Origin of the sequence: Geothrix oryzae (genome assembly GCF_030295385.1) — a bacterium.
Classification (GTDB): domain Bacteria; phylum Acidobacteriota; class Holophagae; order Holophagales; family Holophagaceae; genus Geothrix; species Geothrix oryzae.
In genome coordinates this window covers 1,264,091-1,288,402 of the sequence record NZ_AP027079.1, presented here as the reverse complement: position 1 = coordinate 1,288,402, position 24,312 = coordinate 1,264,091, and the positions used below count along the sequence as shown (strand labels likewise).

General features: G+C 68.9%; 22 protein-coding genes. 10 read left to right on the top strand and 12 right to left on the bottom strand.

The window, feature by feature from the left end:
- Positions 1 to 26 precede the first annotated feature (26 nt).
- The 3 genes from QUD34_RS05895 (at position 27) to coaD (ending at position 2,357) form a co-directional block, all read left to right on the top strand.
- Positions 27 to 1,277 (top strand): DUF438 domain-containing protein, encoded by a 1,251-nt coding sequence (locus tag QUD34_RS05895; protein ID WP_286355669.1) that lies wholly within the window; start codon positions 27 to 29, stop codon positions 1,275 to 1,277.
- A 7-nt stretch (positions 1,278 to 1,284) separates the two neighbouring features.
- A complete protein-coding gene (locus QUD34_RS05890; protein WP_286355668.1) occupies positions 1,285 to 1,797 on the top strand; it encodes a DUF1858 domain-containing protein in 513 nt (170 codons plus the stop codon).
- A 77-nt stretch (positions 1,798 to 1,874) separates the two neighbouring features.
- Positions 1,875 to 2,357, top strand: a complete 483-nt coding sequence (gene coaD, locus QUD34_RS05885) for a pantetheine-phosphate adenylyltransferase (protein ID WP_286355667.1) — start codon at positions 1,875 to 1,877, stop codon at positions 2,355 to 2,357.
- Between the two features lie 38 nt (positions 2,358 to 2,395).
- On the opposite strand, the gene QUD34_RS05880 is transcribed toward coaD, so the two are convergent.
- The 4 genes from QUD34_RS05880 to QUD34_RS05865 all read right to left on the bottom strand — a co-directional run bounded on the left by QUD34_RS05880 (position 2,396) and on the right by QUD34_RS05865 (position 9,575).
- Entirely contained in the window at positions 2,396 to 5,173 is a 2,778-nt protein-coding gene (locus QUD34_RS05880) for an OmcA/MtrC family decaheme c-type cytochrome (RefSeq protein WP_286355666.1), read from the bottom strand.
- 278 nt (positions 5,174 to 5,451) lie between these two features.
- Positions 5,452 to 7,536 (bottom strand): ATP-dependent DNA helicase RecG, encoded by a 2,085-nt coding sequence (recG, locus tag QUD34_RS05875; protein ID WP_286355665.1) that lies wholly within the window; start codon positions 7,534 to 7,536, stop codon positions 5,452 to 5,454.
- A 10-nt stretch (positions 7,537 to 7,546) separates the two neighbouring features.
- Positions 7,547 to 8,257, bottom strand: coding sequence for a hypothetical protein (locus QUD34_RS05870; RefSeq protein WP_286355664.1), 711 nt, complete (start codon positions 8,255 to 8,257; stop codon positions 7,547 to 7,549).
- A 103-nt stretch (positions 8,258 to 8,360) separates the two neighbouring features.
- A complete protein-coding gene (locus tag QUD34_RS05865) occupies positions 8,361 to 9,575 on the bottom strand; it encodes a trans-sulfuration enzyme family protein (protein WP_286355663.1) in 1,215 nt (404 codons plus the stop codon).
- Between the two features lie 77 nt (positions 9,576 to 9,652).
- On the opposite strand from QUD34_RS05865, the gene QUD34_RS05860 reads away from it, so the two are divergent.
- Positions 9,653 to 10,117 carry an Lrp/AsnC family transcriptional regulator gene (locus QUD34_RS05860; protein WP_286355662.1) on the top strand — a complete coding sequence of 155 codons (465 nt, stop codon included), beginning with the start codon at positions 9,653 to 9,655 and terminating at the stop codon, positions 10,115 to 10,117.
- Here QUD34_RS05860 and QUD34_RS05855 read toward each other — a convergent pair.
- A complete protein-coding gene (locus tag QUD34_RS05855) occupies positions 10,105 to 10,440 on the bottom strand; it encodes a winged helix-turn-helix transcriptional regulator (RefSeq protein ID WP_286355661.1) in 336 nt (111 codons plus the stop codon). The two genes, QUD34_RS05860 and QUD34_RS05855, sit on opposite strands and share 13 nt — an antisense overlap.
- Positions 10,441 to 10,656: 216 nt before the next feature.
- Between QUD34_RS05855 and QUD34_RS05850 the strand changes: the two genes are divergently transcribed.
- Complete coding sequence (locus QUD34_RS05850; protein ID WP_286355660.1) at positions 10,657 to 11,727, top strand: DUF3187 family protein; 1,071 nt, start codon at positions 10,657 to 10,659, stop codon at positions 11,725 to 11,727.
- Here the strand turns inward: QUD34_RS05850 and QUD34_RS05845 are convergent.
- From QUD34_RS05845 to QUD34_RS05825, 5 genes are read right to left on the bottom strand one after another with little or no spacing between them, the layout of a single operon-like run.
- Entirely contained in the window at positions 11,711 to 12,262 is a 552-nt protein-coding gene (locus QUD34_RS05845) for a DUF1697 domain-containing protein (protein WP_286355659.1), read from the bottom strand. The genes QUD34_RS05850 and QUD34_RS05845 overlap by 17 nt on opposite strands.
- An 8-nt stretch (positions 12,263 to 12,270) precedes the next feature.
- Entirely contained in the window at positions 12,271 to 13,599 is a 1,329-nt protein-coding gene (locus tag QUD34_RS05840) for a hypothetical protein (RefSeq protein WP_286355658.1), read from the bottom strand.
- Positions 13,600 to 13,654: 55 nt separating this feature from the next.
- Positions 13,655 to 14,992, bottom strand: coding sequence for a hypothetical protein (locus QUD34_RS05835; protein ID WP_286355657.1), 1,338 nt, complete (start codon positions 14,990 to 14,992; stop codon positions 13,655 to 13,657).
- Positions 14,989 to 15,612 carry a hypothetical protein gene (locus QUD34_RS05830; RefSeq protein ID WP_286355656.1) on the bottom strand — a complete coding sequence of 208 codons (624 nt, stop codon included), beginning with the start codon at positions 15,610 to 15,612 and terminating at the stop codon, positions 14,989 to 14,991. Before QUD34_RS05830 ends, QUD34_RS05835 begins: the two co-directional genes overlap by 4 nt.
- Positions 15,612 to 15,944 (bottom strand): hypothetical protein, encoded by a 333-nt coding sequence (locus tag QUD34_RS05825; protein ID WP_286355655.1) that lies wholly within the window; start codon positions 15,942 to 15,944, stop codon positions 15,612 to 15,614. Before QUD34_RS05825 ends, QUD34_RS05830 begins: the two co-directional genes overlap by 1 nt.
- 39 nt (positions 15,945 to 15,983) lie before the next feature.
- On the opposite strand from QUD34_RS05825, the gene map reads away from it, so the two are divergent.
- Positions 15,984 to 16,781 carry a type I methionyl aminopeptidase gene (map, locus tag QUD34_RS05820; RefSeq protein WP_286355654.1) on the top strand — a complete coding sequence of 266 codons (798 nt, stop codon included), beginning with the start codon at positions 15,984 to 15,986 and terminating at the stop codon, positions 16,779 to 16,781.
- A gap of 5 nt (positions 16,782 to 16,786) precedes the next feature.
- Here map and QUD34_RS05815 read toward each other — a convergent pair whose 3' ends face one another.
- A complete protein-coding gene (locus QUD34_RS05815) occupies positions 16,787 to 17,239 on the bottom strand; it encodes a GNAT family N-acetyltransferase (RefSeq protein ID WP_286355653.1) in 453 nt (150 codons plus the stop codon).
- Between the two features lie 26 nt (positions 17,240 to 17,265).
- Positions 17,266 to 17,769 carry a thioesterase family protein gene (locus tag QUD34_RS05810; RefSeq protein ID WP_286355652.1) on the bottom strand — a complete coding sequence of 168 codons (504 nt, stop codon included), beginning with the start codon at positions 17,767 to 17,769 and terminating at the stop codon, positions 17,266 to 17,268.
- Between the two features lie 38 nt (positions 17,770 to 17,807).
- Between QUD34_RS05810 and ispE the strand changes: the two genes are divergently transcribed.
- The 4 genes from ispE (at position 17,808) to QUD34_RS05790 (ending at position 24,310) form a co-directional block, all read left to right on the top strand.
- Positions 17,808 to 18,644 (top strand): 4-(cytidine 5'-diphospho)-2-C-methyl-D-erythritol kinase, encoded by an 837-nt coding sequence (ispE, locus tag QUD34_RS05805; protein ID WP_286355651.1) that lies wholly within the window; start codon positions 17,808 to 17,810, stop codon positions 18,642 to 18,644.
- Positions 18,645 to 18,754: 110 nt separating this feature from the next.
- Positions 18,755 to 19,675, top strand: a complete 921-nt coding sequence (locus QUD34_RS05800) for an ABC transporter ATP-binding protein (protein WP_286355650.1) — start codon at positions 18,755 to 18,757, stop codon at positions 19,673 to 19,675.
- A gap of 2 nt (positions 19,676 to 19,677) precedes the next feature.
- Positions 19,678 to 20,736, top strand: a complete 1,059-nt coding sequence (locus QUD34_RS05795; protein WP_286355649.1) for an ABC transporter permease — start codon at positions 19,678 to 19,680, stop codon at positions 20,734 to 20,736.
- Positions 20,737 to 20,785: 49 nt separating this feature from the next.
- On the top strand, positions 20,786 to 24,310 hold the full coding sequence (locus QUD34_RS05790; RefSeq protein WP_286355648.1) for a PAS domain S-box protein: 3,525 nt from the start codon (positions 20,786 to 20,788) through the stop codon (positions 24,308 to 24,310).
- Positions 24,311 to 24,312 lie beyond the last annotated feature (2 nt).

The following is a 24,312-nucleotide window of genomic DNA, read 5'->3' as shown; positions in this document are numbered from 1 at the left end:
GGGATGGCCCCCCACGGGAAGACACCATGAGCGAACTCCTCAACAACCGGGAACACCGGATCGCCACCCTCAAAGAGATCATCCTGCACCTGCACCGGGGCGAGGCTCCCGAGCAGGTGAAGGCGCGGCTGGCGCACATGGTGGGCGAGGTGGATGCCACCGAGATCGCGGCCATGGAGCAGTCCCTCATGGCCGACGGCATGAGCCCGGAGGAGGTGAAGTCCATGTGCGACCTCCACGCGGAGGTGCTCCAGGACGCCGTGGCCAAGCCCATCGCCCCCCGGGAAGTGCCGCCCGGTCATCCCGTGGACACCTTCCGCCGGGAGAACCGGGCCGTGGAAAGCGCCCTCGGCAGCGCCCGGGAGCGGGTCGCGGCCCTGGAGTCCGTGGCCGACCAGGCCTACCCGACCACCGAGCGCCTGGCCGTGCTGGGGGCCTTCAACGCCCTCATGGATGTGGACAAGCACTACCAGCGCAAAGAGCACCTGGTCTTCTCCGTCCTGGAGCGCCATGGCAACACGGGGCCCTCCAAGGTCATGTGGGCCAAGGACGACGAGGTGCGCGACCTGCTCAAAGGGGCCATCGAAGTGCTGCGGGAGGAGAGCCTCAGCGGCGCCGAGCTGAAGATCCTGGTCCCCACGGTGCTGCGCCCGGCCCTGGCCGCGCTGGAATCCATGATCTACAAGGAGGAGACCATCCTCCTGCCCATGTGCCTGGGCCTCTTCACCGAGGAGGAGTGGGGCGAGGTCTGGCGGGACAGCCCCCGCTACGGCTGGTGCCTGGTGGAGCCCGCCGCGGGCTACGCGCCGCCCGTGGCCACCCTGCCCGAGGACCCCATCCGCCTGCCCGAGGCCTCGGCCGTGGCCTTCCCCAGCGGCTCCCTCAGCTTCCAGCAGCTCATCGGCATCTTCTCCTCGCTGCCCGTGGACATCACCTTCGTGGACGCGGACGACCGCGTGGCCTTCTTCAGCGAGGGCCCCGACCGGGTTTTCGCCCGCAGCCGCACCATCCTGGGCCGGGAGGTGAAGCACTGCCACCCGCCCAAGAGCGTGGATGTGGTCGAGCGCATCCTGAACGACTTCAAGGCCGGCCGCCAGACCGTGGCGGAGTTCTGGATCCAGATGCAGGGGAAGTTTGTCCACATCCGCTATTTCGCCGTGCGCGACGAAGCCGGGGCCTACCTGGGCACCCTCGAAGTGACCCAGGACCTCACGCGCCTGCGGGCCCTGGAGGGCGATCGCCGTCTGCTCGAATACGACGCGCCGGCCCAGGCCTGAGGTTCCCATGAACATCACGCCTGAAACGAAGATCGGCGCCTTCCTTGAAGCCCACCCCGAGCTGCAGGAGGCTCTCATCGCGCGGGTCCCCGAGTTCGCCAAGCTGCGGAACCCCATCCTGCGCAGGACGGTGGCGAAGCTGGCCACCGTGGAGCAGGCGGCCCGCGTCGCGGGCCTCCCCGCGGCGGAGCTCGTGCGCTTCCTCCGGGAGCTGACCGGCGAAACCACTGCAACCCCCGGCCGGGCCGACGGGGCGCCGGTCGAGGACCCCAGGCCTGACTGGGCGCAACCCGCCTCCGTGCGCTCCACCCTGGATGCCGATGGGCTGCTGGCGGCGGGCGAGCACCCCCTGGCCCGCACCCGCCGGGCCCTGCTGACCTTGGCGCCCGGCGAGGCGCTGCAGCTCCTGAGCCCTTTCCGCCCCGAACCGCTGCTGGAGCAGTTCCGGCAGGAGGGACTTCCCTGCTGGTGCGAGACCGAGGGCGCGGGCCGCTTCCGCACCTGGATCCTCAAGCGCTGAGGCGCCCCGGAGGGACCTTTGATCCTGGGGCCAGCCCGGATGCGCTAGGCTGATTCCCCATCCTTGTCGGAGTGACCGTGCGGTCGGCCATTTATCCAGGCTCCTTTGATCCCGTGACCCTCGGTCACTGGGATCTCATCCAGCGGGCGGCGAAGCTCGTGGACCGGCTCGTGGTGGCCGTCCTCCACAACCCTGCCAAATCCCCCGCCTTCAGCGTGGATGAGCGGGTCGCCATGCTGAAGGAACTGACGGCCACCCTGCCCCAGGTGGAGGTGACCACCTTCCACGGCCTGCTGGTGGACTTCGCCAAGGCGCAGAATGCCCAGTTCATCATCCGGGGCGTGCGGGCCTTCAGCGATTTCGAGTACGAGTTCCAGATGGCCCTCATGAACCGGAAGCTGGCCCCGGAGCTGGAAACCGTCTTCCTCATGCCCAAGGAGAAGTACAGCGCCGTGAGCAGCCGCTTCGTCCGCGAGATCGGCAGCATGGGCGGCAACCTGTCCGAGCTGGTGCCCGAGATCCTGCGGACCCGCATCTCAGAGCGGCTCCTCAAGGGGTAGACCGAGGGGGCAGCCTGGGGCCGCCCCCTCGGGCATCCTCACTTGAAGGTCATGTGGACCACCCGCACATCGGCGATCTTGCCGGCGGAGTGGCAGAGGAAGCACTGCTCCTGCCGCACGAACTTGCCCCCCGCCGTAACGCTGGCCCGGCTGCCGTAGAAGGTGCCGCCGTTGGTCTGCATGTGCGAGATGGCCAGGGAGCTGTCGTGGCAGTTGGAGCAGGCGGCCACATACGGCGAGTTCACCAGGGTGGTGCCCGCAGCCGTGGTGGTGGCGCCGGTATTGGCGTTGTAGCTGAAGCCGGTCCCGAAGGCGAAGCCGGAACCGAAGGCGGCCGCATAGGGGGACCAGTAGACGCCGGGGATCGGCTCGCTGCCCGTGACGACCACATTCACCGGCGTGGGGACCGTGCCGGTGGCGACGGTGGTCCAGAGCAGGTCGGGCAGCTCGCCCGCGTTGGTGGAGAGGCCGAAATCATAGGTGCCGGGAAGGTGGCAGGCCTCGCAGTTGTTCAGGACGCCCGGATAGGTGGTCTTCCAGTAGGTGTCGCCCGCGGAGGCTTCCCAGGAGAATTTGGCCTGCCGCTTGCCCGCGCCGTGGATGGCGTGGACGAAATCCTTCATGTTCACGCCCCAGCCGTTGTTCACCCGCTGGCCGTTGTGGCAGAACTCGCAGGTCTGGGGATCGTTGCGCTGGCCCGCATGGAAGGCCTTGGTGGTGAACACGCCCATGGCGCCGTGGCAGTCCAGGCACTTCGCGTTCGCCACGATGGTGCGGCGGGCGGTGTTCGCGGGCCCCGTGGTCGTACTTCCGGCGTTGAGCGGGAAGCCGGCGGGCAGGGTCCCGCTGATGACTTTCGAGACATTGGGGGCCGGCACGCTGAGGCCGCCCTGCCCTGTTCCCGGCGAGCCCGCGACCCGCGGGATGTAGGGGTATCCGGGCACATTGGTCTGGGTCAGGGGCTGGGTGAGCGTCAGGGCGTAGGTGTAGCCTATGCCGCCCGTGACCATCCCGGCGCTGGTGGGGATGTTCACGCCGGTCATGGTCAGCGTGTAGTAGCCGCTCGCGTCCGGCGTGGCGCTCAGGGTGCCCTGGGCGGAGGCCGCCAGGGCCGCCCCGCCCATGTCCAGGTTGTCGCCGCGCCAGATGTTCTTGAGGTAGGTGCTGGCGGTGGCGTTCCAGTCCGCCGGATTGGCGATGCCGTCCTGGGGCACGGAGAAGGCGATGTAGAAGCTGGGCCCTCCCACGAAGTTGTCCATCAACTCCGTGACGGAGCCCGCGGCATAGGTATTGAAGACCACGGGCACGCCATCCTTGAGGAACCGGAAGGTGAAGACCGGCTTGGCGGAGGCGTTGAGGGTCACGCTCTTCAGATCCCAGGTCACCTTGCTGGCCCCGGGAGGCAGGTTGTTGGTGAAGGCCCCGACGAAGGAGGCGTTGGTGTTGTTGTTGGTTCCGCCCGTATTCCAGATGTTGGCGGGATCCGGCGGCACCACGGGCAGGTGGTTGAGCTTGACGCCCGCGGCCCCGTGGCAGCTGGAGCAGTTGACATCCGAGGTGGCCGCGCCTCCGGCATGGTTGGCGCCGGTCGTCCAATCCACGCGGTCATGGCACCCGCCGCAGGCGAAGCGGCTGGGATTGTTGAACCAGTTGTCGCCCTGGGGCGTAGTCGCGCTGGCGCTGTGGCACTTCACGCAGTTGCGGTGATCCTGGGGATAGGTGACCTCGTTGAATCCGATGCCGCCATAGGCATAGCCGGTCTTGGTCAGTTCCTCCCCCATGTGGATCCGGTGGATGAAGGAGGGGAAGTCGCCCGAGGCATGGCCGTTGAGCTTGCCCGTCTCACCAGTCACCGTGGTGGCGGTCACCGTGGCTTCGGCCCGCCCGTACTTGCGCTGATCGTTGTGGCAGATCACGCAGTAGCGGGTGTCCTGGCGGCCGCTGCCGTGGAACTCGAACTTGGCATGGCAGCTGAAGCAGGAGGACACATCGACGATCTCCCGCTGCTCATTGGCCGCCGTGACCGTGGCGCCCGTGGCGGGGATGAAGTCATAGGCCGCGTTGGCCGGATTCAGGATGGGTACCGAGACGACGCCGCTGTTGGAGGCATCCGGGGTGTTGGTGCCCGTGCCCCGGGCGGTGCCGCCGACGAACACGGTCAGGCGGTGCGTCAGGTTGGGGTTGTAGCTCACATCGCCCAGGTCGGCCTTGATGTTGGCGCCCGTGTAGGTCGCGGCATCCAGCAGGGCCTGGGTCTGGGTGATATCCCGGCGGAAGGTGTAGCGGTAGGAGCCGTCACCGTTGTCAACCAGGGTCCCGATGTTGTCCGTGGTGGGCCGAGTGGGAACCCAGGTCGCGGGGGCCGCGGCCGTCGGGTTGGCCGTCACGATGTAATTGACCCAGATGCTCGGGCTTCCGTTAGCACCAGGCACCAGCTTGGCGAGCCCGAAGGCCATGTTGGCGTAGCTGGCGAAGGCCGCCGAAGAGGCCTGGCTCTTGAAGCCGAGGCCCTTGACCGGCACATTGTGGCCGTCGGTGACCGTGAAGGTCACCACCGGCGGGGAGCTGATCTGCATACTGGTGACGGTGGCCTTGAGGGTCAGGGCGCCCCACTCGTCGGGGGTGTAGGTGGTGGCATCGATGGCGTATCCCGCGCCCGGCGCGCCGTTGGAGCCGTCGGACCCGTTGGTGCCGTTGGTCCCGTTCGTTCCGTTGAGGCCGTTCTGTCCGGCCGATCCCCGGCAGCCGGCGATCGCCAAGGTCAGGGAGGCCGCCACGGCCAGCGCCCAGAACCCCTTGCGTGTGACGAGTTTCATACGACCTCCTTTGAACACGGCTGATGTCGCTGGATGGCTTGGCGGGAACTGTTCGAGGGTCGAGGCTGCGACCTGGATCGGTAGAGGCTGTCTATTGACGGTTCTATTAATACAATTCATATCAATGTTTAAATCAACCGTACGACATGGTGGAATCCCTCTAATCCGAGGCCTGAACCGGCTTCAGGTGGCATTGAAACTTAATTTAGGCTTTATGGAACCGGGCGGAAGCCCCCCCCTGTGAATTAACGGCACCACCCTCCTGGGGGGGGACGCCTTCAGCTGATCTCCGCCAGCCTCAGCCGCACCTGCTCCCGCTTCAGCCAGGCCGCCTGCGCTTCGCTGAGGCCCAGGGTCAGGGTGCGGTCGGCGGCTTCCCGGCAGCGGGCCAGGAGGTGGCGGTCCCGCACCAGATCGGCCACCTGGAACTGGGGAAGCCCTGCCTGACGCACACCGAAGAACTCCCCGGGTCCCCGCAGCTCCAGGTCGCGCTGGGCGATGCGGAAGCCGTCCTGGGTCTCCACCAGCGTCTGCAACCGTTCCGTTTCGGAACCGCTGATCATGAGGAAGTGGCTGCGGTGGGCGCCGCGCCCCACGCGGCCCCGCAGCTGGTGGAGTTGGCTCAGGCCGAAGCGTTCGGCGTGGTCCACCACCATCACCGTGGCGTTGGGCACATCCACCCCCACCTCGATGACCGTGGTGGCCAGGAGAATCTTCGCCCCGCCCGCCACGAAACGCCCCATGCGGGCCGCCATCTCATCAGCCTTCAGGCGGCCGTGGACCACCTCGATCCCCTCGTCGGGGAAGATGCTCCGCAGCAGCGCTTCCATGGCCTGGATGTCGCGCAGCTGCACCTTGCCCTCGTCCGAGGGATCGATGCTGGGGCTCACCACGAAGGCCTGGCGTCCCTCGGCCAGCTCCCGCCGCACCTGCTCCCAGGCCCGCTCGGCGGCGTCCGGTTTGTGCAGCTTGGTGGTGATGGGCTGCCGACCCGGTGGCAGCTCGTCCAGGACACTCTGGTCCAGGTCGCCAAACACGGCCAGGGCAAGCGAGCGCGGGATGGGCGTGGCGCTCATCACCAGCCAGTGGGGGTCGCCGCCCTTCTCCTTCAGGGCCTCCCGCTGCTTCACCCCGAAGCGATGCTGCTCGTCCACCACCACCAGCTGCAGCCGGTGGAAGGCGACGGCCTCCTGGAACAGCGCGTGGGTGCCGATCACATAGCGGGCCTCGCCGCTGGCGATGCGGGCGAGCGCAGCCCGTTTTTCACCCGCCTTCATGCCGCCCAGCAGCAGCTGGAGGGAATCGGCCTGATCGCCCAGGTAGCGCCGGAAGCTGGCCGCGTGCTGGCGGGCCAGCACCTCCGTCGGCACCAGCAGGGCCCCCTGTCCCCCGGTCTCCGCGACCATCGCCATCGACAGCAGCGCCACCAGCGTCTTGCCGCTGCCCACATCGCCCTGAAGTAGGCGGTTCATGACGCGGCCCGAGGTGAGGTCGGCCACGATGTCCTTGAAGGCCCGCCGCTGGGCCCCGGTCAGGCGGAAGGGAAGAAACGACCTGAGACGCTCGCGCAGCTCGGGCGAGGTGGGCACCACCAGGCCGTGGCGCTTGAGGCGACCGGCCCGGCGCAGGGCCACGCCCAGCGAGAAGGCAAAGAGCTCCTCGGCAGCCAGCCGCTGATGGGCCGGCGAGTCGCCGGATTCCAGCAGGGCGGGATCGCTGTCGTCGGGCGGATCATGCAGCAGGCGGAAGGCAGCCAGGGGCTCGGGAAGGTCCCTGGACAGCTCCAGCGGCAGCCATTCTTCCGGCGGATGGGCCCGCCCCAGAGCCTCCTGGGCCAGCTTCTGCCGGACCCGCCCCGTGAGCGGCCCCAGCTTCCGGTACAGGGGGAGGTATCGCCGGACCCAGCCGATGTCCTCCTCCCGGCCCATCTGCTCGAACTGCGGTCCGCGCATCTCCAGGCCGTGGCGCCCCACGAAGAGCGAGCCGAAGGCCAGCACGCGGTCTCCCACCTTGAGCGCACGGGCCAGGTAGGGCTGGTTGAACCAGATCAGGCGCAGGGTGCCCGTCCCATCGTCGAGCAGCGCCTCGGTGAGGGCCATGCGCTGCACCCGTGTGGTGCTCTGCCGCAGGTCGCGCACGGTGCCGAGCACCGTCACCAGGCCGGGATCCGCCGCTTCGAAGCCCCGCATCTCGAGGCTGCCCAGGGGCCGCAGGCTGCCGCGGTCCACATAGCGGTAGGGCAGGCTCCACAGCAGGTCGCGGAGGCTGTCGATGCCGGCCTCCTGCAGCGCCGCCGCCCGCGCCGGTCCCAGGCCCCGGAGGACCGTGACCTTGGACGACAGTGGGAGGGGAGCAAGCGACATCACGGAAGGTTCAGCCTAGCCGTACCCCCATCGCATCCACCATCTTCGCGACGACGAGATCGCCGTACCAGGCGCCGTGGCGCGGGTCCTCCAGCTTCCGGAGTTCCGCCAGGAGGCTGGGCAGGTCCCGCACGCCCTGAGCCACCAGACCCTGGAGCTGCCGCCGGGTGCGCCCAGGACCCACCGCCGGGTGGTCTTCCGCGAGGCGCGCCAGCGCCGGGGCCAGGTGGGGAAGGCTGGGAATCCGGCAGCCGCCCAGGGCCCCCCATCCTCCTTCGAGGAAGCGGATCCAGAGGTCCCGGGCGGCCTCGATGACTTCCCCGTCCATGAGGATCCGCTGGGCGAACAGGGGCGGCAGGGCCGTGGGCGGCAGCTGGCCCACGCTGCGATCCAGCAGCACCAGGTCCGGGAGGGTGTCGCCGGGCAGCTCCGCCAGCACCCAGAGCAGGCAGGCCTGCTCCCAGGGATCGGGACCGAACCAGAGCACGGGCTCGGGGGCGCGGGCCGGATTCTGGGGCGCGCCGAGCCCCCGCGTCTCCGGTCCGGTGACGCCCCACCAGGCCGCCCGGAGGACCGGAAGGTGCGCGGGGTCCGAGGTCCAGGGACCCACGGCGGGGGAGTCCCGCCACACCTGGAGGGCTCCCGGCAGGCCGGAGCGCCGATGCACGGCGGCGGAGACATCCCCGCAATGGAGATGGATCAGACCTTCGTGGGATGCCACGCGTCCGCCGCCGTCAGATCCACCATGGGTTGCTCCGGGATGAAACCCAGCATACGACCCGGACCTACTGGATCAATCCTGCATTTTTATCTTCTTTTTCACATTACCGGGAGGTACCTACGGCCATCCCGGCCATGGCTTTGGCCAGGGCCTGCTCCAGATCGGCCCAGAGGTCCTCGGGACCTTCCAGCCCCACGGACAGCCGCATGAGCGACTGGGAGACGCCGCTGTGCTCCCGGGCCTCCGCGTCCACCACGCGGTGGGTGAGCGCCGCCGGGTGCTGGATCAGCGTGTCGACACTCCCCAGGGAGACGGCGGGCGTCATGAGCTTCACCTCGGCCATCACGATGGCGGCGGCCTCGAAGCCGCCCTTCACCTCGAAGGCCATGAGGGAGCCGGGCCCTTTCATCTGGCGGCCCAGGAGGCCCTTGGGGTCCTGCCCCTGGAGGCCCGGGAAGTGCACGGCGGAAACGGCGGGGTGCTTGGCCAGCCGCTCCGCGATGATCTTGGCGCCGTCCTGCTGGGCACGCACCCGCAGGGGCAGCGTGGGGAGGCTGCGATGCAGCAGATAGGCGGCCAGCGGGTGCAGCACATTGCCCGTGATGACGCGCACCTTGCGCAGCTCCGTGGCCCAGTCGTTGTTGGTGGCCACGAGGCCCGCCAGCACGTCGCCGTGGCCGCCCAGGAACTTGGTGGCGCTGTGGAGAACCAGCGTCGCGCCGTGCTTGATGGGGTTCTGCAGGATGGGGGTGGCGAAGGTGTTGTCCACCAGCACGGGCACCTTGCCCGCCTGTCGGACCACATCCTCCAGGTCCACCATGGCCAGGGTGGGGTTGGCGGGGGTTTCCACGATCACCATGGCGGTGTCGGGGCGGATGGCGGCGGCGATGCCGTCGGCCTCGGCCCAGCTCACTTCCAGGCCCAGCATGCCCGAGGCCAGCAGGTGATCCGTGCCGCCGTAGAGGGGTCGCACGGCCACGATATGGCCGCCCCGCTGCTTGGCGGCCATGAGGCAGGCCGTCACCGCGGCCATGCCGGAACCGAAGGCCACGCACTCCGCCGCGCCTTCGAGCTGGGCTAGGCCCTGCTCATAGCGGGCGACGGTGGGATTGTAGAGGCGCGAATAGACGGGGCTGCCGATGGGCAGGCCCCCCATGGCCATGGCCTCGAGGCTGCGACCGCCCTCATCGAGGTTCTGCACCGGGTAGGTGCTGCTGAGGTCGATGGGCATGGCGTGGATGCCCTGCTCATGGAGCACTTCGCGGCCGGCATGGACGGCCTGGGTTTCCAGTGAGGTCGAGGCGGTGGGCTTGGACATGGGGATGCTCCTGTCCCCAATGTAGGTTTCACGAATTCGGCAATCTCTCGAATTTATTTCGTGGAATGATGTCATTCATGAACCTTGATCGAATCGACTGCGAAATTCTTCGACTTTTACAGAAGGATGCTCGGCTATCCAACAAGGAACTGGCTGCCGCCGTGGGTCTGGCGCCCTCCTCCTGCCTGGCCCGCGTGCAGCATCTGCGCTCCGAGGGCGTCCTCCGGGGCGCCCACGCCGAGGTGGACCCCGAGGCGCTCGGCGTCGGCCTCCAGGCCCTCATCGCCGTGCAGCTGCGCCAGCACAGCCGGACCCAGGTGAAGGCCTTCTGGAAGCATGTCCTGGGGCTTCCGGAGGTGCTGGCGGTCTTCCATGTGGCCGGCACGCACGACTTCCAGGTGCATGTGGCCGTGCGGGACGCCCATCACCTGCGGGACCTGGCGCTGGATGCCTTCACCACGCGGCCCGAGGTGGCCCACATCCAGACCAGCCTCATCTTCGAGTGGGCCAAGGGTCAGGTGATGCCGAACTACCGGGCCTGAGCGTCCGGATCGGCGATCTCGGTCCCCCATTGGGTGACGGCCTCCACGACCTGACGGAAGCCCTCCCCCTTGCAGGTGAGCTCGTATTCCACCCTCACCGGAGTGGTGGGAAGGACGCGGCGCACCAGCAGCCCCTGGCACTCCAGTTCCTTCAACCGGGCCGAAAGCACCTTCTCGCCGATGCCCTGCACCCGGGTGACCAGTTCGTTGAAGCGCAGCGGCCCCTCCTGGAGGATCCACAGGATCTGCCCCGTCCAGGGCTTGGCCAGCACATCGATGGCCATGCGGAAACAGCGGCAGCGGTCGGTCTCGGGGAGGTCCATGGACAGTCCACGACCCAGGGTGGGTCTCCTAAAAGCTATCCCAAAGAAAGTGGCTTGACAAGGGGAAGCTCGACCGCCACCATTGCTTTCATAGGGAAATAGGCTTCCCAAAAGAAAGCAATTGCCGGGCGCCTCCGGCTTCCAAGTTCAGTCACTGCCCGGACCCCGGTCCGGCAGGGGTGGGTCCGCCCGCTCGTCATCCCCAAGGAGTTCTCCATGCGCGCCGCGCTCGCGCTGGCCCTCGGCCTGTCCCTCCAGGCCCAGGACACGGCCTACCCCGAGATGGGCCCCCTGCCCACCCGCAACATGTTCACCCTCCTCCAGGCCCCCATGACCTACCAGCCCCAGGCGCCCCGCCCCATCGGCGCCGGGCGCTGGCAGGCGACCCTCACCCATGTGCGGGCCAATGTCTTCGAGTTCTCGGACCTGATCAAGGAGCGGCCCCCCTCCTGGTTCCAGGGCCGTCACCGCATGGACCGCGCCTCCCTGGAAGCCCTGGCCGCCGAGTATCCCAATGCCCCTTTCGTGTTCTATTTCGACGAGGAGATCGCCCGGACGACCCTCCAGGTCCGGCATGGCCTCACGGATCGCACGGATGTCTGGATCGAACTGCCGGCGGAACGCCATGGGGGCGGGGACCTGGACAGCCCCATCGAGGCCTTCCACAAAGCCTTGGGTTTCGCCCAGTGGGGCCGCACGGAAGTGGCCCGCAACCAGGCCGTGGTGGCCACCATCCGCCACGGGCGGTTGGATTTCGTGCGGGAGGGCTCACAGCCGACCCGCCTTCAGGACCCGCTCCTCGGTGTCATCCACCAGATCCACCAGGGCGAGGCCACGGGTCTGAGCGCCACCTTCACCGTCAAGCCGCCGCTGGTGACCACCTACGGATCCTACAAGGCCGGATGGGACCTCGAGGGCGGCCTGAGCGGCTGGTGGGACTTCGCCCCCACGCAGACCCTCTATGCCGGGGCTGCCTACACCCACCGGGGGCGCGGCAACGAGGCCTACAACGATCTGGATTACACCTCGGACCTGGGGGCCCACCTCACCTGGCAGGGGCGGCGGAACCGGGCCGTGCAGCCCTTCGTCCAGCTCTACTTCCTGAGCGGGTTCAGCACCCCCCGGCCCTTCGCCAAGCTCCATGAGGGCAGCCTTCAGCACGACCTGGGCGTGCATGTCCACCTCGACCGGCGCGCCACCCTGACCTTCCGCTACATCAACAACATCACCCACCACGAGAACACGGACGACGCCTCCTTCGCGGGCAGCCTCACCTGGCGCTTCTGACCCCCGCCTTTTCCGCCAACCGATGCAAGGTATTGAACCCGCGGAAGGTGGCCCGCACTCCGAGGGCCCGCTCGAAGACGGCGTTCGAGAAGGTGGATTCGCTCTGCTTCATCCGGCAGAGCCACCAGACCTCACGGCCGCGGACCTGGAAGTCGTCCACCGGCGTCCGCAAGGCCGCGAGGGCCGCGGTTTCCTTCGGCCCCAACGGTGCCTTGAGGAAGGCCACATTCATCGCCTTCGCCGCGGCCTGGTCGGTTTTTCCGAAGGGGCAGCCTTCCACCAGGGACGCCAGCTCGCCCTCGGAACGCAGGAAGACGATCACCTCGTACCCCAGGGCCTCCTCCAGGCCCGCTTCCAGGCGCCTGGTGAGGGCAGCCTCCCCTTCCCGGCCCGCTTCGAAAAACAGGTTTCCGCTGGCGATGAAGGTCTCGACGCCCCGGAGCCCGAAGCCCTCGAACAGATCCCGCAGCTTCGCCATGGTGACCGTGTGGCCCCCCACATTGATGGCGCGGAGGAAGGCGAAGGTTTTTCCCATTCCGGTCCCTATCGCCCCTGCCCCAGGGCGCCCCACTGGGCCGCCAGGTGGGGCTGACCGCACCGCAGGGCCAGAGTCTCCGCCCGCTTCGGCAGGCCCGCCCAGGGATGTTCGGAGAACCGGCTGCGCACCAGGTCATCGGCCAGCCCCGTGTCCCCAAGCCGGACCAGGGCCTCCACCAGCGGCTCCAGGGTGCCGCGCCAATAGTCCCCGGTCTCCGTGACCTCCTGGATTTTGCCGTCCTTCTTGAACACGAATTCCGTCTTTCCCTGCGCCGCCTCCCAGACCTTGTTGGATTCGATCTGGGGCAGCAGCAGATCCCGGATGGCCATCCAGTCCTTCCGCTGGCGGGCATCCTTCACATAGGCGTCGCGCACGGGATAGGGCGGCCACGCCAGGGGAGAGTAGGTGGGCAGCGGAACCAGGGTGTCCAGGAGGGGGCGGATCGGCTTTCCCCCATCGGTCCGCGTCAGTCCCAGCCAGATCTGCCAGAGGTTCCAGGTCCCCGGGTTGCGCGCCAGGGCCCGCTCCACTTCGGGAACCGCAGCCCGGCTCATGGCCCGCATGAGGGGGCTGTGGACCGCCGTCTCATCGGGCACGATGGACCAGTTCACCATTTCGAGCCAGTCTCCGCTGCGGAAGGTCCTCCCTAGCAGGTCGGCCAACTCCCCCCAGATAGCCTGGTCCTCCTCCGGCTCCAGCTGAACCGGCGGTTTCTCTTCCTGCGGATCCTGCGCCTTGGCCTCCTCCTTCGCATCCCGCTCCCGCTGGAACTGGGCAAAGTCGAACGGCTCATCCGCCGACCGAAGAGGATCCACCTTCCCTCCGGTGCGCACCAGCGTCCGCCTCGCGGCCCTGGATCGCAGCTCTGCGCACAGGGCCTGCCGCGCCTCGAGGTGCTCCGGATTGCGCCGCGCGAACTCCCTCAGGATCTGGATGGTGGAGCGGATGCCGCTCTCCTCGACGGCCTTGGCCAGCGCCTTGGCCTCGGGAACGCCTCCCCCCGTGGCCACCACCCGCGGCCCCGCACCGAACAGCACCCACTGGGGACGGGGCCCCGCCAGGTACTTCTGCCGCAGGAGCGCCTCCACCTCCGCCGCCTTCGATCCGTAGTAGGCCAGGCCGAGGTCCAGCTCGAGCCAATCCGGATCGGCGTTCAGGGCATCGACCTTGGCTTTCCATTCCCCCTTGGGACCGTCCACCACCACCAGCAGCCCCCCCTTGATCTCGCGCAGCCGCCGGTCCAGCACCTGCGCCGTGGGGCCCCCGGAGGACGGAACCTGCGCCGACAGGACCGCACCGCAACCGACGAAAGCCAGGCCGAGGGTCGAACGCATCAAAGCTCCCGGGGAATCCCGATGAGGATAGCGACCCGCTCTGGAGCCTGGGAAATCATTCCGTCCCGGCGCGGAACCCCTTTCCCCCCGCGAGCGCCCGGTCCGCCAGCCGGCCCAGGTCGCCGCTGCCCTGGCTGTTGGCGAGGCTCTTGGCCAGGGCCACCAGCACCGCTTCGCCGACCTGGCCCGGCAAGGCGGGCAGCAGGTCCGCGGCGGAGGCCACGGCAAGCAGGTGCGAGGCATGGTTGAAGCTGGGATCGTTGAAGGTGGCGGCCGACGCCAAGGCCCGGAGGGTCGCCTCGGCCTGCCCCAGGCGGCAGAGGCCCTGGGCCTGGCCCATGGCCTCGGGGACTTCCGCGTCCAGCACGGCATTGAGAAGGCCCTCGGCGCTGGGCGCGGCGGCGGGCCGGGGCTGCATGCGCTCGTCCGCCTCGTCGGTGGGAAAGAGGTTCACCAGGGCCGCCGCCTGGGCCCAGGTCCGGGGGTCCTGGGCATGGGTTTCGACCAGCATGGCCAGGTACACGAAGATCCAGGCCGTCTTGCCCTCCAGGTCGCGACGGGCGTCGCGCACCTTCTCCGCAGCCGCCAGGGTCAGGGCGGCCAGCAGCTCTTCCGCAGGGGTACCCCGCTTCAGCCGGTCCGTGAAAGCCGCCATGAGCCCCACCAGCCCCAGATCGCAGATCTCGCGGACGGCGGCCTCAAGTTCCCGGACATCCCCTTCTCCGGCGGCTCTCCGCGCGGAACCAGGAACCACGCGGGGTTCGGCGCCCTCCAGCCGCCTGGCCGCGCGGCGGCACCAGAAGGTGTCCTCCTGCGTGGCGGCCAGCCAGGCCACCAGCCCGAACAGGCGCCGCCCCGTGGCCCGCGGACGCTCCAGGCGCTCGTGGAGATCGCCGAGGTGCCACGCGAAGATGCCCTTATGCCCCACATTGGCCATGTCCGCCTCGACCAGCGCTCCCAGGCGCTGGAAGTCCGCGGCCTCCGGCAGGTCGAAGCCCTGGGTTTCGGCGTACGCCAGGCCGGGCTTCCGTGCCTGGATGAAGGCCTCCAGGTTCCGCCAGCTGCCGCTGCCCTTGGCCGCGGCCACCTGCGCGGTGGCCGCGGCGGAGCGCCGTCCCTCGTGCGCCGCCATGTGCAGCTGGGTGGCCAGGGCCCGGAGGAAATCCGCCTCGTCCAACAGGGGCCTCAGCCGCAGCACGGACCTCAAGCCCAGGATGCCGTGCGGCACATGAGGCTGGTAGGCGTCCCAGTCGATGCGGGGAATGAGCGCCTTCACGGCCTCGCGCACGCCGTCGCGTACGCCGTCGGGAGCAGCCGCCTGGGCCGCGAAGGCCTCGAAGAACCCCGCCGTGGGGGTTTCCAGCTCCTGCTGCCAGCGGGCCTCGACGGTCATGCGCCCTCCAGCGGCAGACCCCAGGCCGCGGCCACGAGGCGGGCCCAGTGGTGGGACCACGCGCGCTTCCACACCAGGCCGCCTTCTTTCATGTCGGAGGCCTCGAGCCGATGGCGAAGCTCACTGCGCAGCGGCTCCGCGGCGGGCCCGAGCGCCGCCTCGGCCAGCGCCAGCAGCGCCGCGCGGGCCTCCCGCTCCTGGTCGTGGTGGGCCAGATAGCCTGCGGATTCCGGGGAGGGCGCGGCGGCCCGGAAGCGCTGCCAGGTCTCGAAGGCGGCCTTGGCCGCGGGATCATCCCGCAGCGGCGCCTTCACCTGCGTCCAGCCCTTGCCCAGATCCAGCTCGGGGCCCGCCCTCAGCAGGGATTCCCGGAGCTTCACGGCCTTGGCCACATCGCGGTCCAGGTGCTTGAGGGCCACGAAGGTGCGCGGCTTTTCACGCTGATCGCGGCGGTCGAAGAAGGCGTTGAGGGCCGACACCACCAGCTCCATGGGCACGCCGGCGGCCTCCCAGGCCAGCACCTGGCGGTAGTCGTCCGTGGACAGCAGACCGGCGCGGCCCCAGGCCCGGAAGGCCCACTCGCGCTCGAGCCAGTCCTTTTCCTCGCGGGTATAGGGCATCAGGGCTTTTCCGGCACCAGCCAGGTGCCGTCCTTCAGCTGGAGGGCCCCGTTCTCCCAGGCCAGCACCTCGTCGGACACGATCTCGGCCTTCGCGAAGCCCCGCAGGCGGAAAGATCCGGCCCCCAGGACCTTCCCCTTCCGGTCCCAGACTTCCAGCTGCCAGAGGGTGCCCTGGTGGGGGCCGACCTTGAGGAAGACGCCCCGGCGTCCCTCGCCGGCCCACTGGGCCTCGGCGGGCACCACGGCGGGCCGGGCGGGGACGCCCCGGCAGGCCACCAGGAGCCCCAGGGAGAAGGTTGTCATCACCAGGATCTGCGAAGGTCGCGCCATGCCGACATTCTACCCGTTAGACTGGAGGTCGAGGGGCACATGGTCCTGATCCGCGAACAGATCCGATACAAGAGCCGCAAAGAGGTTGAAAAGCTTCGCGAGGCGGGCCGCGTGGCGGCCAACGCCCTGCGCCTGGCGGCCCGCTCCGCCAAGGCGGGCGTGAGCCTGCTGGAGCTGGACCGCATCGCCGAGACCTACATCCGCCAGCAGGGCGCCACCCCCAGCTTCAAGGGCTACCACGGCTTCCCCGGCACCCTCTGCACCTCCGTGAACGACAAGGTGGTGCACGGCATCCCCAGCAAGTACATCCTCCAGGAAGGCGACATCATCGCCATCGACTGCGGGGCGAAGCTGGACGGCTACCACGGCGACACCTGCCTGACCGTGGGCGTGGGCCAGATCACCGAGGAAGCGCGCCGCCTCATCCAGACCGCCCAGCTCGCCATGTTCGTGGGGATCGAACACTGCCGCCCGGGCCAGCGCCTGGGTGACATGGCCACCGCCGTCCAGACCTTCGCGGAAGAGCGCGGCTACTCGGTGGTCCGCGAATATATCGGCCACGGCCTCGGCCGGGACCTGCACGAGGACCCCCAGGTGGTGTTCGCCGAGCAGCGCCCCGGCACCGGTTTCCGCATGGAGCCGGGCATGACCATCACCATCGAACCCATCCTGAACATCGGGTCGTACAAGTGCCTGGTGGAGCCCGACGGCTGGACCGTGCGCACCCGCGACGGGGCCCTGTCCGCGCAGTTCGAGCACGACATCGCCATCACCAAGGACGGCCCGGACATCCTCTCGATTCCGGACCCTGAATTCGAGCTGGAAGACGGGCTGTAAAGCCTTCAGGCACCGGCCTCCGGTGCCTGATAGAGGTTCTTCCGCTGGATCTGCATGAAGGGCGCGGGGTCGGTCACGGGCGTCCATCCCAGCTTGGCGTACAGGCCGTGCGCATCCCGGGTGGCCAACATCAGCCGGCGCATGCCCTGGACTTCCGGCAGGTCCATGAGGGCCTTCACCATCGCCCGGGAGAGGCCGAGCCCACGGTGCTCCTCCAGCACGAAGACATCGGCGAGGTAGCCGAAGGTCGCGTGGTCAGTGGCCATCCTCGCGAAGCCCACCTGGGCGCCGCCGGGGCCGTAGGCACCCGCGCAGAGGCTGTGGCGGGCGGCCTTCTCGACCACCTCCCGGGGGATGCCCGGGGACCAGTAGCTCCTGGACAGGTAGCCGTGGATCACCTCGAACTGCAGCTCGGAGGGATCCAGGGAAATCCGGTAGGTTCCAGGAGGGAAGGTCATGACATCCTCGCCAAATCGTTTCAGCGTCAGCCCTCGGCCCACCGGCGGACAGCGTCGGGCAGATCCGGCCGAGGTCCCTCGTAGTCCATCTGCTCGAGGACCTGGGCCACGGGGATATTGCCGTGCTTTCCCCGGAAGAGGGCCTTCACCACGCCTTCGGCCGCCAGCTCGCCGCCGCGCTTCAGGAAGCGCTGCTCTAGGAAGACCCACTTCTCGTCCCAGCCCAGCAGCCGCGTGTGCAGCTCATATCGCTCGAAGGGATCGAGGCTGCGGCGGTAGCGCATGGTGATGGCGCCCACGAGAGGCTTCCAGCGGTTCCGCAGCATGGCCCGGCCCAGCTTGGTGCGGAAGCTGAGGTCGAAGCGGCCCAGATCCATGACACTCAGGAAACGCCCGTTGTTCATGTGGACATTCACATCCAGGTCGTTGGGCCACACGCGGAAGCGGAGCACCGAGGCGCCCAACGGCTCCAGGGGCGCGCGGCGCCAGAGCGTGAGGGCTTTCCAGAGGGTGCGGAAGAACAGAACCATCCGATCAGCCTAGCGGCTCGTTGCGCTACCGTGGAGCCATGGCTCTCGCGATCCAGGCCCCCGCCAAGCTCAACCGTTTCCTCGCCGTGCTCGGGCGGCGCGCCGATGGATTCCACGAGCTGGAGCTGGTCACCACCGTGCTGGAGGGCGTGGCGGACTTGACGGATTCGCTGGAGGGGGAACCCGCCCCCGAGCTGACCCTGGCCATCACCGGTCCCATGGGCGAGGGGCTGGTGGCCGACGAGTCCAACCTGGTGATCAAGGCCTGGCGCCTGCTGGAGGAGGCGGCCCAGCGCCCCCTGCCCGCCACCCTGCGCCTGGAGAAGCGCATCCCCCACGGCGCCGGACTCGGCGGCGGCAGCAGCGATGCGGCGGCGGCCCTGCGGCTGGGAAACCAACTGTTCGCCCTCGGCCTGCAGGAGGGCGAGCTGCTGCGCATGGCGGGGCGCCTCGGCAGCGATGTCCCCCTGTTCCTGCTTGGCGGGACGGTCCTCGGCCTGGGCCGCGGCGAGCGCGTGTTCCCCCTCCGCCCCGTGCCCCTGGAGCCCCTGTTGCTCGCCCATCCGGGCCTGCATGTGAGTACCCCGAGCGTCTACCGGGCCCTCCAGGATGTCGGTTACCCCTTCCCCGAGGCCCTGGCTTCGCAACCCGGGGGCACCGCCCCTCCCTGGCGGAACGACCTCACGGGCGCGGCCCTGTGGGTCTGCCCGCCCCTGGCCGAGGTGCGCGACGCCCTGCGGGACACCGGCGGCGAGCCGCTGCTGTGCGGCTCCGGCAGCTGCTGGGCCGCCCGGTACGACACCGTCCAGGCCCGAGATGCCGCGGCCGGGCGGATTTCCGGTGAACGGCCCGACTGGGGACTCTGGCGCGTCTGAACCGGCCACCCGCGAGGGCCGCGGATTGGATGGCCGCGCCCTGGTCCGGGTCTCTTTGGCTGTGCCCACAGAGGTCGAACCCGGGCATGATGGTCGTTCCGGAGGAATCCATGTCCGCTCCAGCCCTCCGCATCCGCGGCCTGCGAAAGTCCTTCCCCAAAGTCCTCGCGGTGGATGGCGTGGATCTGGAAGTGGCCCGGGGCGAGGTCTTCGGCCTCCTCGGCCCCAACGGCGCGGGCAAGACGACCACCCTGGAGATCATCGAGGGCCTGACCGAGGCCGATGCCGGGGACATCGAGATCCTCGGCCTGACCTGGGCGAAAGAGGGGCAGGAGATCCGCGCCCGCATCGGCGTCCAGCTGCAGAGCACCAGCCTCTTCAACAAGATCACGCCGCGGGAATCGCTCGACCTTTACGGCAGCTACTACCCCAAGCGGCGGAGCACCGAAGATCTCCTGGAGTTGGTGCAGCTCCAGGAGAAGGCCGACGCCTATCACATCACCCTCAGCGGCGGTCAGCAGCAGCGGCTGGCCCTCGCCCTGGCCCTGGTGAACGACCCCGAGCTGGTGTTCCTCGATGAGCCCACCACCGGCCTCGATCCCCAGGCCCGCCGCAGCCTGTGGGATGTGGTGCGGCGCATGAAGGGCGAGGGCCGGACCGTGGTGCTGACCACGCACTACATGGACGAGGCCGAGGCCCTGTGCGACCGCCTGGCCATCATGGATCATGGGAAGGTGATCGCCACGGGCACGCCCGCCTCGCTCATCGCGGATCTGGCCATTCCCAGCGTGGTGGAGCTCACCTTCGAGGGGGCCGCCCCCGACTCCGCGGCCTTCGCCGCGCGCCTGGGGCAGGCCGTGGAGCCCCGCGTCGATCTGTGGGAGATCCCCACGCCCGATCCCAAGGCCCTGCTGCCCCGGCTGCTGGAGGCCGCCGAGGCCGCCGCCGTCCCCTTCCAGCAGGTCCACATCCGCCGCGCCACGCTGGAGGATGTGTTCCTGCACCGCACGGGCCGGAGCCTGAGGGAGTGACCATGCTGCTCTGGAGGCAATTCGCCATGGAATGGCGGCTCTACGGCCGCGATCGCGTGGCCATGTTCTGGACCTTCGCCTTCCCGGTGATCCTGCTCATGGGATTCGGAACGATCTTCCGGGATGGGGGCGGGCCGAAGCTCTCGGTGGTCCGGGTGCAGTCCCCGAACCCCTCCGCCCACGATGCGGCCCTGGACCAGGCCCTCACGGACCTCCAGCTCAAGGTCCAGACACTGCCGAAAGCCGAGGCCGAGGCCCGGTGGACGCGCGGGGAGACCGCCGCCCAGCTCGAACCGGACGGCGAAGGCTACCGCCTGCGGCTGAACAGCTACCTCATGGCCCAGGCCGGGGCCACGGCCGGGCTCGTGAACCAGGCTTGGCTGGTGGCCCAGGCCCGCCTGAGCGGGGCGCCCGAGCCCCAGCGCATCCCGGTCCAGGTGGAAAGCCCCGGCCACAAGCGCTCGACCAACTACGCCTCGTTCCTGCTCCCGGGCCTGCTGGGCCTGAACCTCGTCAGCATGGGCCTCTTCAGCGTGGGCATGGTGAATGTCTCCTACCGGGAGAAGGGCAAGTTCCGACGCCTGGCGGTGACGCCCCTGCCCAAGTGGGTCTTCCTGCTGGGACAGGTGCTGCACCGGCTCACGGTCACCGTGATCCAGGCTGCGATCCTGCTGCTGGTGGGCCGCCTGGCCTTCGGCATCCAGAACCAGGGCTCCTTCCTCGACCTGCTGCTCATCATGACCCTGGGCACGGGCTGCTTCATGGCCTTCGGGTTCGCCCTGAGCGGCTTCGCGGAAACTTCCGAAGGCTACGCCGCCATCTCGAACCTGGTGTTCTTCCCCCTCATGCTGCTCAGCGGCGTCTACTTCACGCTGGATGCGGCCCCGGCCTGGCTCCAGCACACCGTGGCGATCCTCCCGCTCGCGCCCTTCCTCCGGGCCCTCCGGGCCGTCTTCAACGATGGGGGGAGCCTCGTGGGCCACGGAACCGGGCTCGCCATCGTGGCGGCCTGGGCCCTGGCCGCCTTCGCCCTGGCCGTTCGCCGGTTCCGCTGGGCCTGACCGCCAGCACGATACTTGTGTCGTTCGGAGGGCCGCCGATAACGAACCCATGCAGCCGCTGCGGGAGCCCCAGGATCCGGCCGAAGCCCTCGTCATGGTACGCCGGTACCTGGGGGCGACCTACCGCATCGCGAAAGCCGCGGCGGGGGCCCAGAACCTCCAGGAACTCTTCGGCCGGGTGCATACCATCGTCCGCGACCTCATGCCGGCGGAGAACCTCTACTTCGCCCTCTGGGACCGGACCTCGGGCCTCGTCTCCTTTCCCTACTGGGTGGATGCCCTGGATCCGGCCCCCGAGCCCAGGATGCTCCGCCGGGGACTAACGGAGTATGTGCTCAGGACCGAGCAGCCCCTGCTGCTGGACGACGAACTCCTGGCCCGGCTCGAGGCCGCCGGCGAGATCGAACCCATCGGCGCCGGCTCGCTGGACTGGCTGGGCGTTCCCCTCATGGGCGAGCAGGGCGTCTTCGGGGCCCTGGTGATCCAGATCTACGAGGGGCACCGCCGCTACACGGCCCAGGAAAGGGATTTGCTGGTCTTCGTCTCGGGCCAGGTGGCCCTGGCACTGGAACGCCAGCGGGCCGAGGCCAGCCAGCGCGTCCTGACGGCCGCCATGGACCAGTCCGCCGATCCCGTGTTCGGCATGGAGCAATCCGGGCGCTTCATCTTCGCCAACCGCGCCGCCTGCGAATCCTTGGGATACACCCGGGAAGAACTGCTCCGCCTCGGCGTTCCGGATGTGGATCCGGCCGTGTCGGCCGAAACCTGGCCCGCCCGGTGGGAGAAGATCAAGCGGTCCGGCTCCAACCGGGAGGAGACCTTCCACCGGCGGAAGGACGGGAGCCTCCTCCCGGTGGAGATCAGCAGCGGCTTCCTCGCCTTCGAGGGCCACGAGGCCATTTTCACGAATGTCCGGGACATCACGGAGCGCCGGGCCTCGGAACAGGCCATCCGGGCCAGCGAGGAGAAATTCTCGAAGGCGTTCCAGGCCAGCCCCGACGCCATCAACATCAACCGCCTCGACGGCACCTATGTGGATGTCAATCCGGCCTTCACGGCCCTCAGCGGGTGGAGCCGGGACGAGGCCCTCGGACGCACCACGATGGAGCTGGGCCTGTGGGCCGATCTGGCGGACCGCGACCGGATGCAGCAGATGCTGCAGACCGAGGGGCACTTCGTGGGGCTGGAAGCCCTCTTCCACATGAAGGATGGCTCGCTCCGGACCGGGCTGGTCTCGGGCACCCTCATCCAGATGGCCGGCGAGACCTGCCTGCTGACCATCACCCGGGATGTCACCGAGCGCAAGGCCATCGAGTCGGCGCTGCGGCAGAGCCAGGACAAGTTCTCCCGCGCCTTCCACGCCAGCCCCGACGCCATCAACATCACCCGGCTGGCCGACGGGACCTATCTGGATGTCAGCGAAGGCTTCACCCGCCTGACCGGGTGGACCCCCGAGGAGGCCATCGGCCAGACGGCCCTGGAATTGGGCCTCTGGGTGGATCCCGGGGACCGCGCCCGGGCCGTGCAGTTCATCCGCGAGCGCGGGGAGTTCACGGGGCTGGAAGCCCTCTTCCGGCGGAAGGACGGGACCACGCTCGTCGGGCTCATGTCCGGCAAGGTCATGGAGGTGGATGGCCTTCCCTGCCTGCTGTCCGTCACCCGGGACATCACGGAACGGAAGAAGGCCGAACAGGCCCTGGGGGCCACCGAGCGCAGGCTGCGCACGGTCCTCTCCAATTCCCAGGCCATCATCTACCAGCTGGATCCCGAGGGCCGCTTCACCCTCTCCGAAGGGCTGGGCCTGAGTGAGCTCGGCCTCCGCCCAGGGGAAGTGGTCGGACGCTCGGCCATCGAGATGTACGGGGCTGAGTCTCTGGTCGCCGACCAGATCCGCCAGGCCATGGCCGGGAAGGGTTCACGGGAGGTCACCCAGGGGGGGGACCGCCTCTTCGACAACCTGATCACGCCCGTGTTCGACGAGGGCGGGCGCCTCGAATCCATCATCGGCATCGCCACCGACATCACGGAGCGCCAGCGGGTGGAGGGAGCGCTCCGGGCGGAGCGGGGCCTCTTCGTGGGAGGCCCGGTCATGGTCATCAAGTGGAGCAGCGCGGAGGGGTGGCCGGTGGAGTACATCTCCCCCAATGTCCAGACCATCCTGGGTTTCCCGCCGGAAGATCTGATCAGCGGCCGCCTCTCCTACGATGAGCTGGTGCACCCCGAGGACCTGGAATCGGCCCATGCCACCGCTGCGGCATTCAAGGCCCGGGGCCTCACCCACTATGAGCAGCAGTACCGGCTCCGCACCGCCGCCGGGCCGTATCGCTGGTTCTACGACTTCAGCACGGCGGTGGCGGGCCAGGGTGCCACGCCTGCCTATCACCTGGGCTACCTGTTGGACATCACCGACCGCCGCCAGGCCGAGGATGCCCTCCGCCAGACCCAGAAACTGGAGAGCCTGGGCGTCCTGGCCGGTGGCATCGCCCACGACTTCAACAACCTGCTCACGGTGGTGCTGGGCAACCTGAACCTCACCCAGATGCACCTGCCGGAGACCTCCCCCGCTCGCCCCTACCTGGCGAATATGGAAGCCGGCGTGCTGAGGGCGACGGAGCTGACGAAGCAGATGCTGGCCTATTCGGGACGCGGCCACTTCATGGTGCGGCCCCACGACCTCAACGCCGTGGTCCGGGACCTGACCCACCTGCTGGAGGTGTCCATCTCGAAGAAGGTCCGTCTCCGCTGCGATCTGGAACCCGGCCTTCCGGCCATCCAGGCCGATGTGGCCCAGCTCCAGCAGGTGGTCATGAACCTGGTGACCAACGCTTCAGATGCCATCGGCGACCGCGAGGGGGCCATCCACATCTCCACGTCCCTGGAGGACCTCGATGAAGGGGATCTCCGGAGCCGGTACCGGGTCGAGGCCCCCGTCCCCGGACGCCATGTGGTGCTCGAAGTGGAGGACACGGGCAGCGGCATGACCCCCGAGGTGATGGAGCGGATCTTCGATCCCTTCTTCACCACCAAGGCCACGGGCCGTGGCCTTGGCCTCTCCGCCATGCTGGGCATCCTCCGGGGCCATGGCGCCGGGCTTCGCATCGCCAGCGAAGTGGGCCGCGGCAGCACCTTCCGCCTGTGTTTTCCGGCCGCCAGCGAACCGGCCTCTCCCAGACCGTCTGGGGAATCGTCTGCGGAGGCCCCGCCGGTCCGGGGGCTCGTCCTGCTGGTGGACGATGAACCGCAGATCCTCCAGACCACGGGATCGGCCCTGACCTCGTTGGGACTCGAGGTGGTGACCGCCACCGACGGACTGGAGGCCCTGGAGCGGTTCCGGGAACATCGGACGAGCCTCCGCCTGGTGCTCATGGATCTCACCATGCCGCGCATGGATGGCCGGGAGGCCTTCCAGGCCATGCGCGCCCTCGACCCCCGCATCCCCGTGGTGTTGAGCAGCGGCTTCACCGAACAGGATTCCCGCCTGGCCTTCCAGGGCGGGAGTCCCGCGGCCTTCCTCCAGAAGCCCTATCAGCTCAAGGATCTCCGGACCGCGATCCAGAAGGCCCTGGGCGACTGAGC

What these genes read in the sequence shown, in the direction of transcription:
- QUD34_RS05895 (WP_286355669.1), top strand. Translation starts at nt 27, where the DNA reads ATGAGCGAACTCCTCAACAACCGGGAACACCGGATCGCCACCCTCAAA.
- QUD34_RS05830 (WP_286355656.1), bottom strand. Translation starts at nt 15,612, where the DNA reads ATGCCCTATACCCGCGAGGAAAAGGACTGGCTCGAGCGCGAGTGGGCC.
- QUD34_RS05815 (WP_286355653.1), bottom strand. Translation starts at nt 17,239, where the DNA reads ATGACCTTCCCTCCTGGAACCTACCGGATTTCCCTGGATCCCTCCGAG.
- QUD34_RS05840 (WP_286355658.1), bottom strand. Translation starts at nt 13,599, where the DNA reads ATGCGTTCGACCCTCGGCCTGGCTTTCGTCGGTTGCGGTGCGGTCCTG.
- QUD34_RS05845 (WP_286355659.1), bottom strand. Translation starts at nt 12,262, where the DNA reads ATGGGAAAAACCTTCGCCTTCCTCCGCGCCATCAATGTGGGGGGCCAC.
- QUD34_RS05825 (WP_286355655.1), bottom strand. Translation starts at nt 15,944, where the DNA reads ATGGCGCGACCTTCGCAGATCCTGGTGATGACAACCTTCTCCCTGGGG.
- ispE (WP_286355651.1), top strand. Translation starts at nt 17,808, where the DNA reads ATGGCTCTCGCGATCCAGGCCCCCGCCAAGCTCAACCGTTTCCTCGCC.
- recG (WP_286355665.1), bottom strand. Translation starts at nt 7,536, where the DNA reads ATGTCGCTTGCTCCCCTCCCACTGTCGTCCAAGGTCACGGTCCTCCGG.
- QUD34_RS05800 (WP_286355650.1), top strand. Translation starts at nt 18,755, where the DNA reads ATGTCCGCTCCAGCCCTCCGCATCCGCGGCCTGCGAAAGTCCTTCCCC.
- QUD34_RS05790 (WP_286355648.1), top strand. Translation starts at nt 20,786, where the DNA reads ATGCAGCCGCTGCGGGAGCCCCAGGATCCGGCCGAAGCCCTCGTCATG.
- QUD34_RS05850 (WP_286355660.1), top strand. Translation starts at nt 10,657, where the DNA reads ATGCGCGCCGCGCTCGCGCTGGCCCTCGGCCTGTCCCTCCAGGCCCAG.
- QUD34_RS05865 (WP_286355663.1), bottom strand. Translation starts at nt 9,575, where the DNA reads ATGTCCAAGCCCACCGCCTCGACCTCACTGGAAACCCAGGCCGTCCAT.
- QUD34_RS05810 (WP_286355652.1), bottom strand. Translation starts at nt 17,769, where the DNA reads ATGGTTCTGTTCTTCCGCACCCTCTGGAAAGCCCTCACGCTCTGGCGC.
- QUD34_RS05835 (WP_286355657.1), bottom strand. Translation starts at nt 14,992, where the DNA reads ATGACCGTCGAGGCCCGCTGGCAGCAGGAGCTGGAAACCCCCACGGCG.
- QUD34_RS05795 (WP_286355649.1), top strand. Translation starts at nt 19,678, where the DNA reads ATGCTGCTCTGGAGGCAATTCGCCATGGAATGGCGGCTCTACGGCCGC.
- QUD34_RS05855 (WP_286355661.1), bottom strand. Translation starts at nt 10,440, where the DNA reads ATGGACCTCCCCGAGACCGACCGCTGCCGCTGTTTCCGCATGGCCATC.
- QUD34_RS05880 (WP_286355666.1), bottom strand. Translation starts at nt 5,173, where the DNA reads ATGAAACTCGTCACACGCAAGGGGTTCTGGGCGCTGGCCGTGGCGGCC.
- QUD34_RS05890 (WP_286355668.1), top strand. Translation starts at nt 1,285, where the DNA reads ATGAACATCACGCCTGAAACGAAGATCGGCGCCTTCCTTGAAGCCCAC.
- map (WP_286355654.1), top strand. Translation starts at nt 15,984, where the DNA reads ATGGTCCTGATCCGCGAACAGATCCGATACAAGAGCCGCAAAGAGGTT.
- QUD34_RS05860 (WP_286355662.1), top strand. Translation starts at nt 9,653, where the DNA reads ATGAACCTTGATCGAATCGACTGCGAAATTCTTCGACTTTTACAGAAG.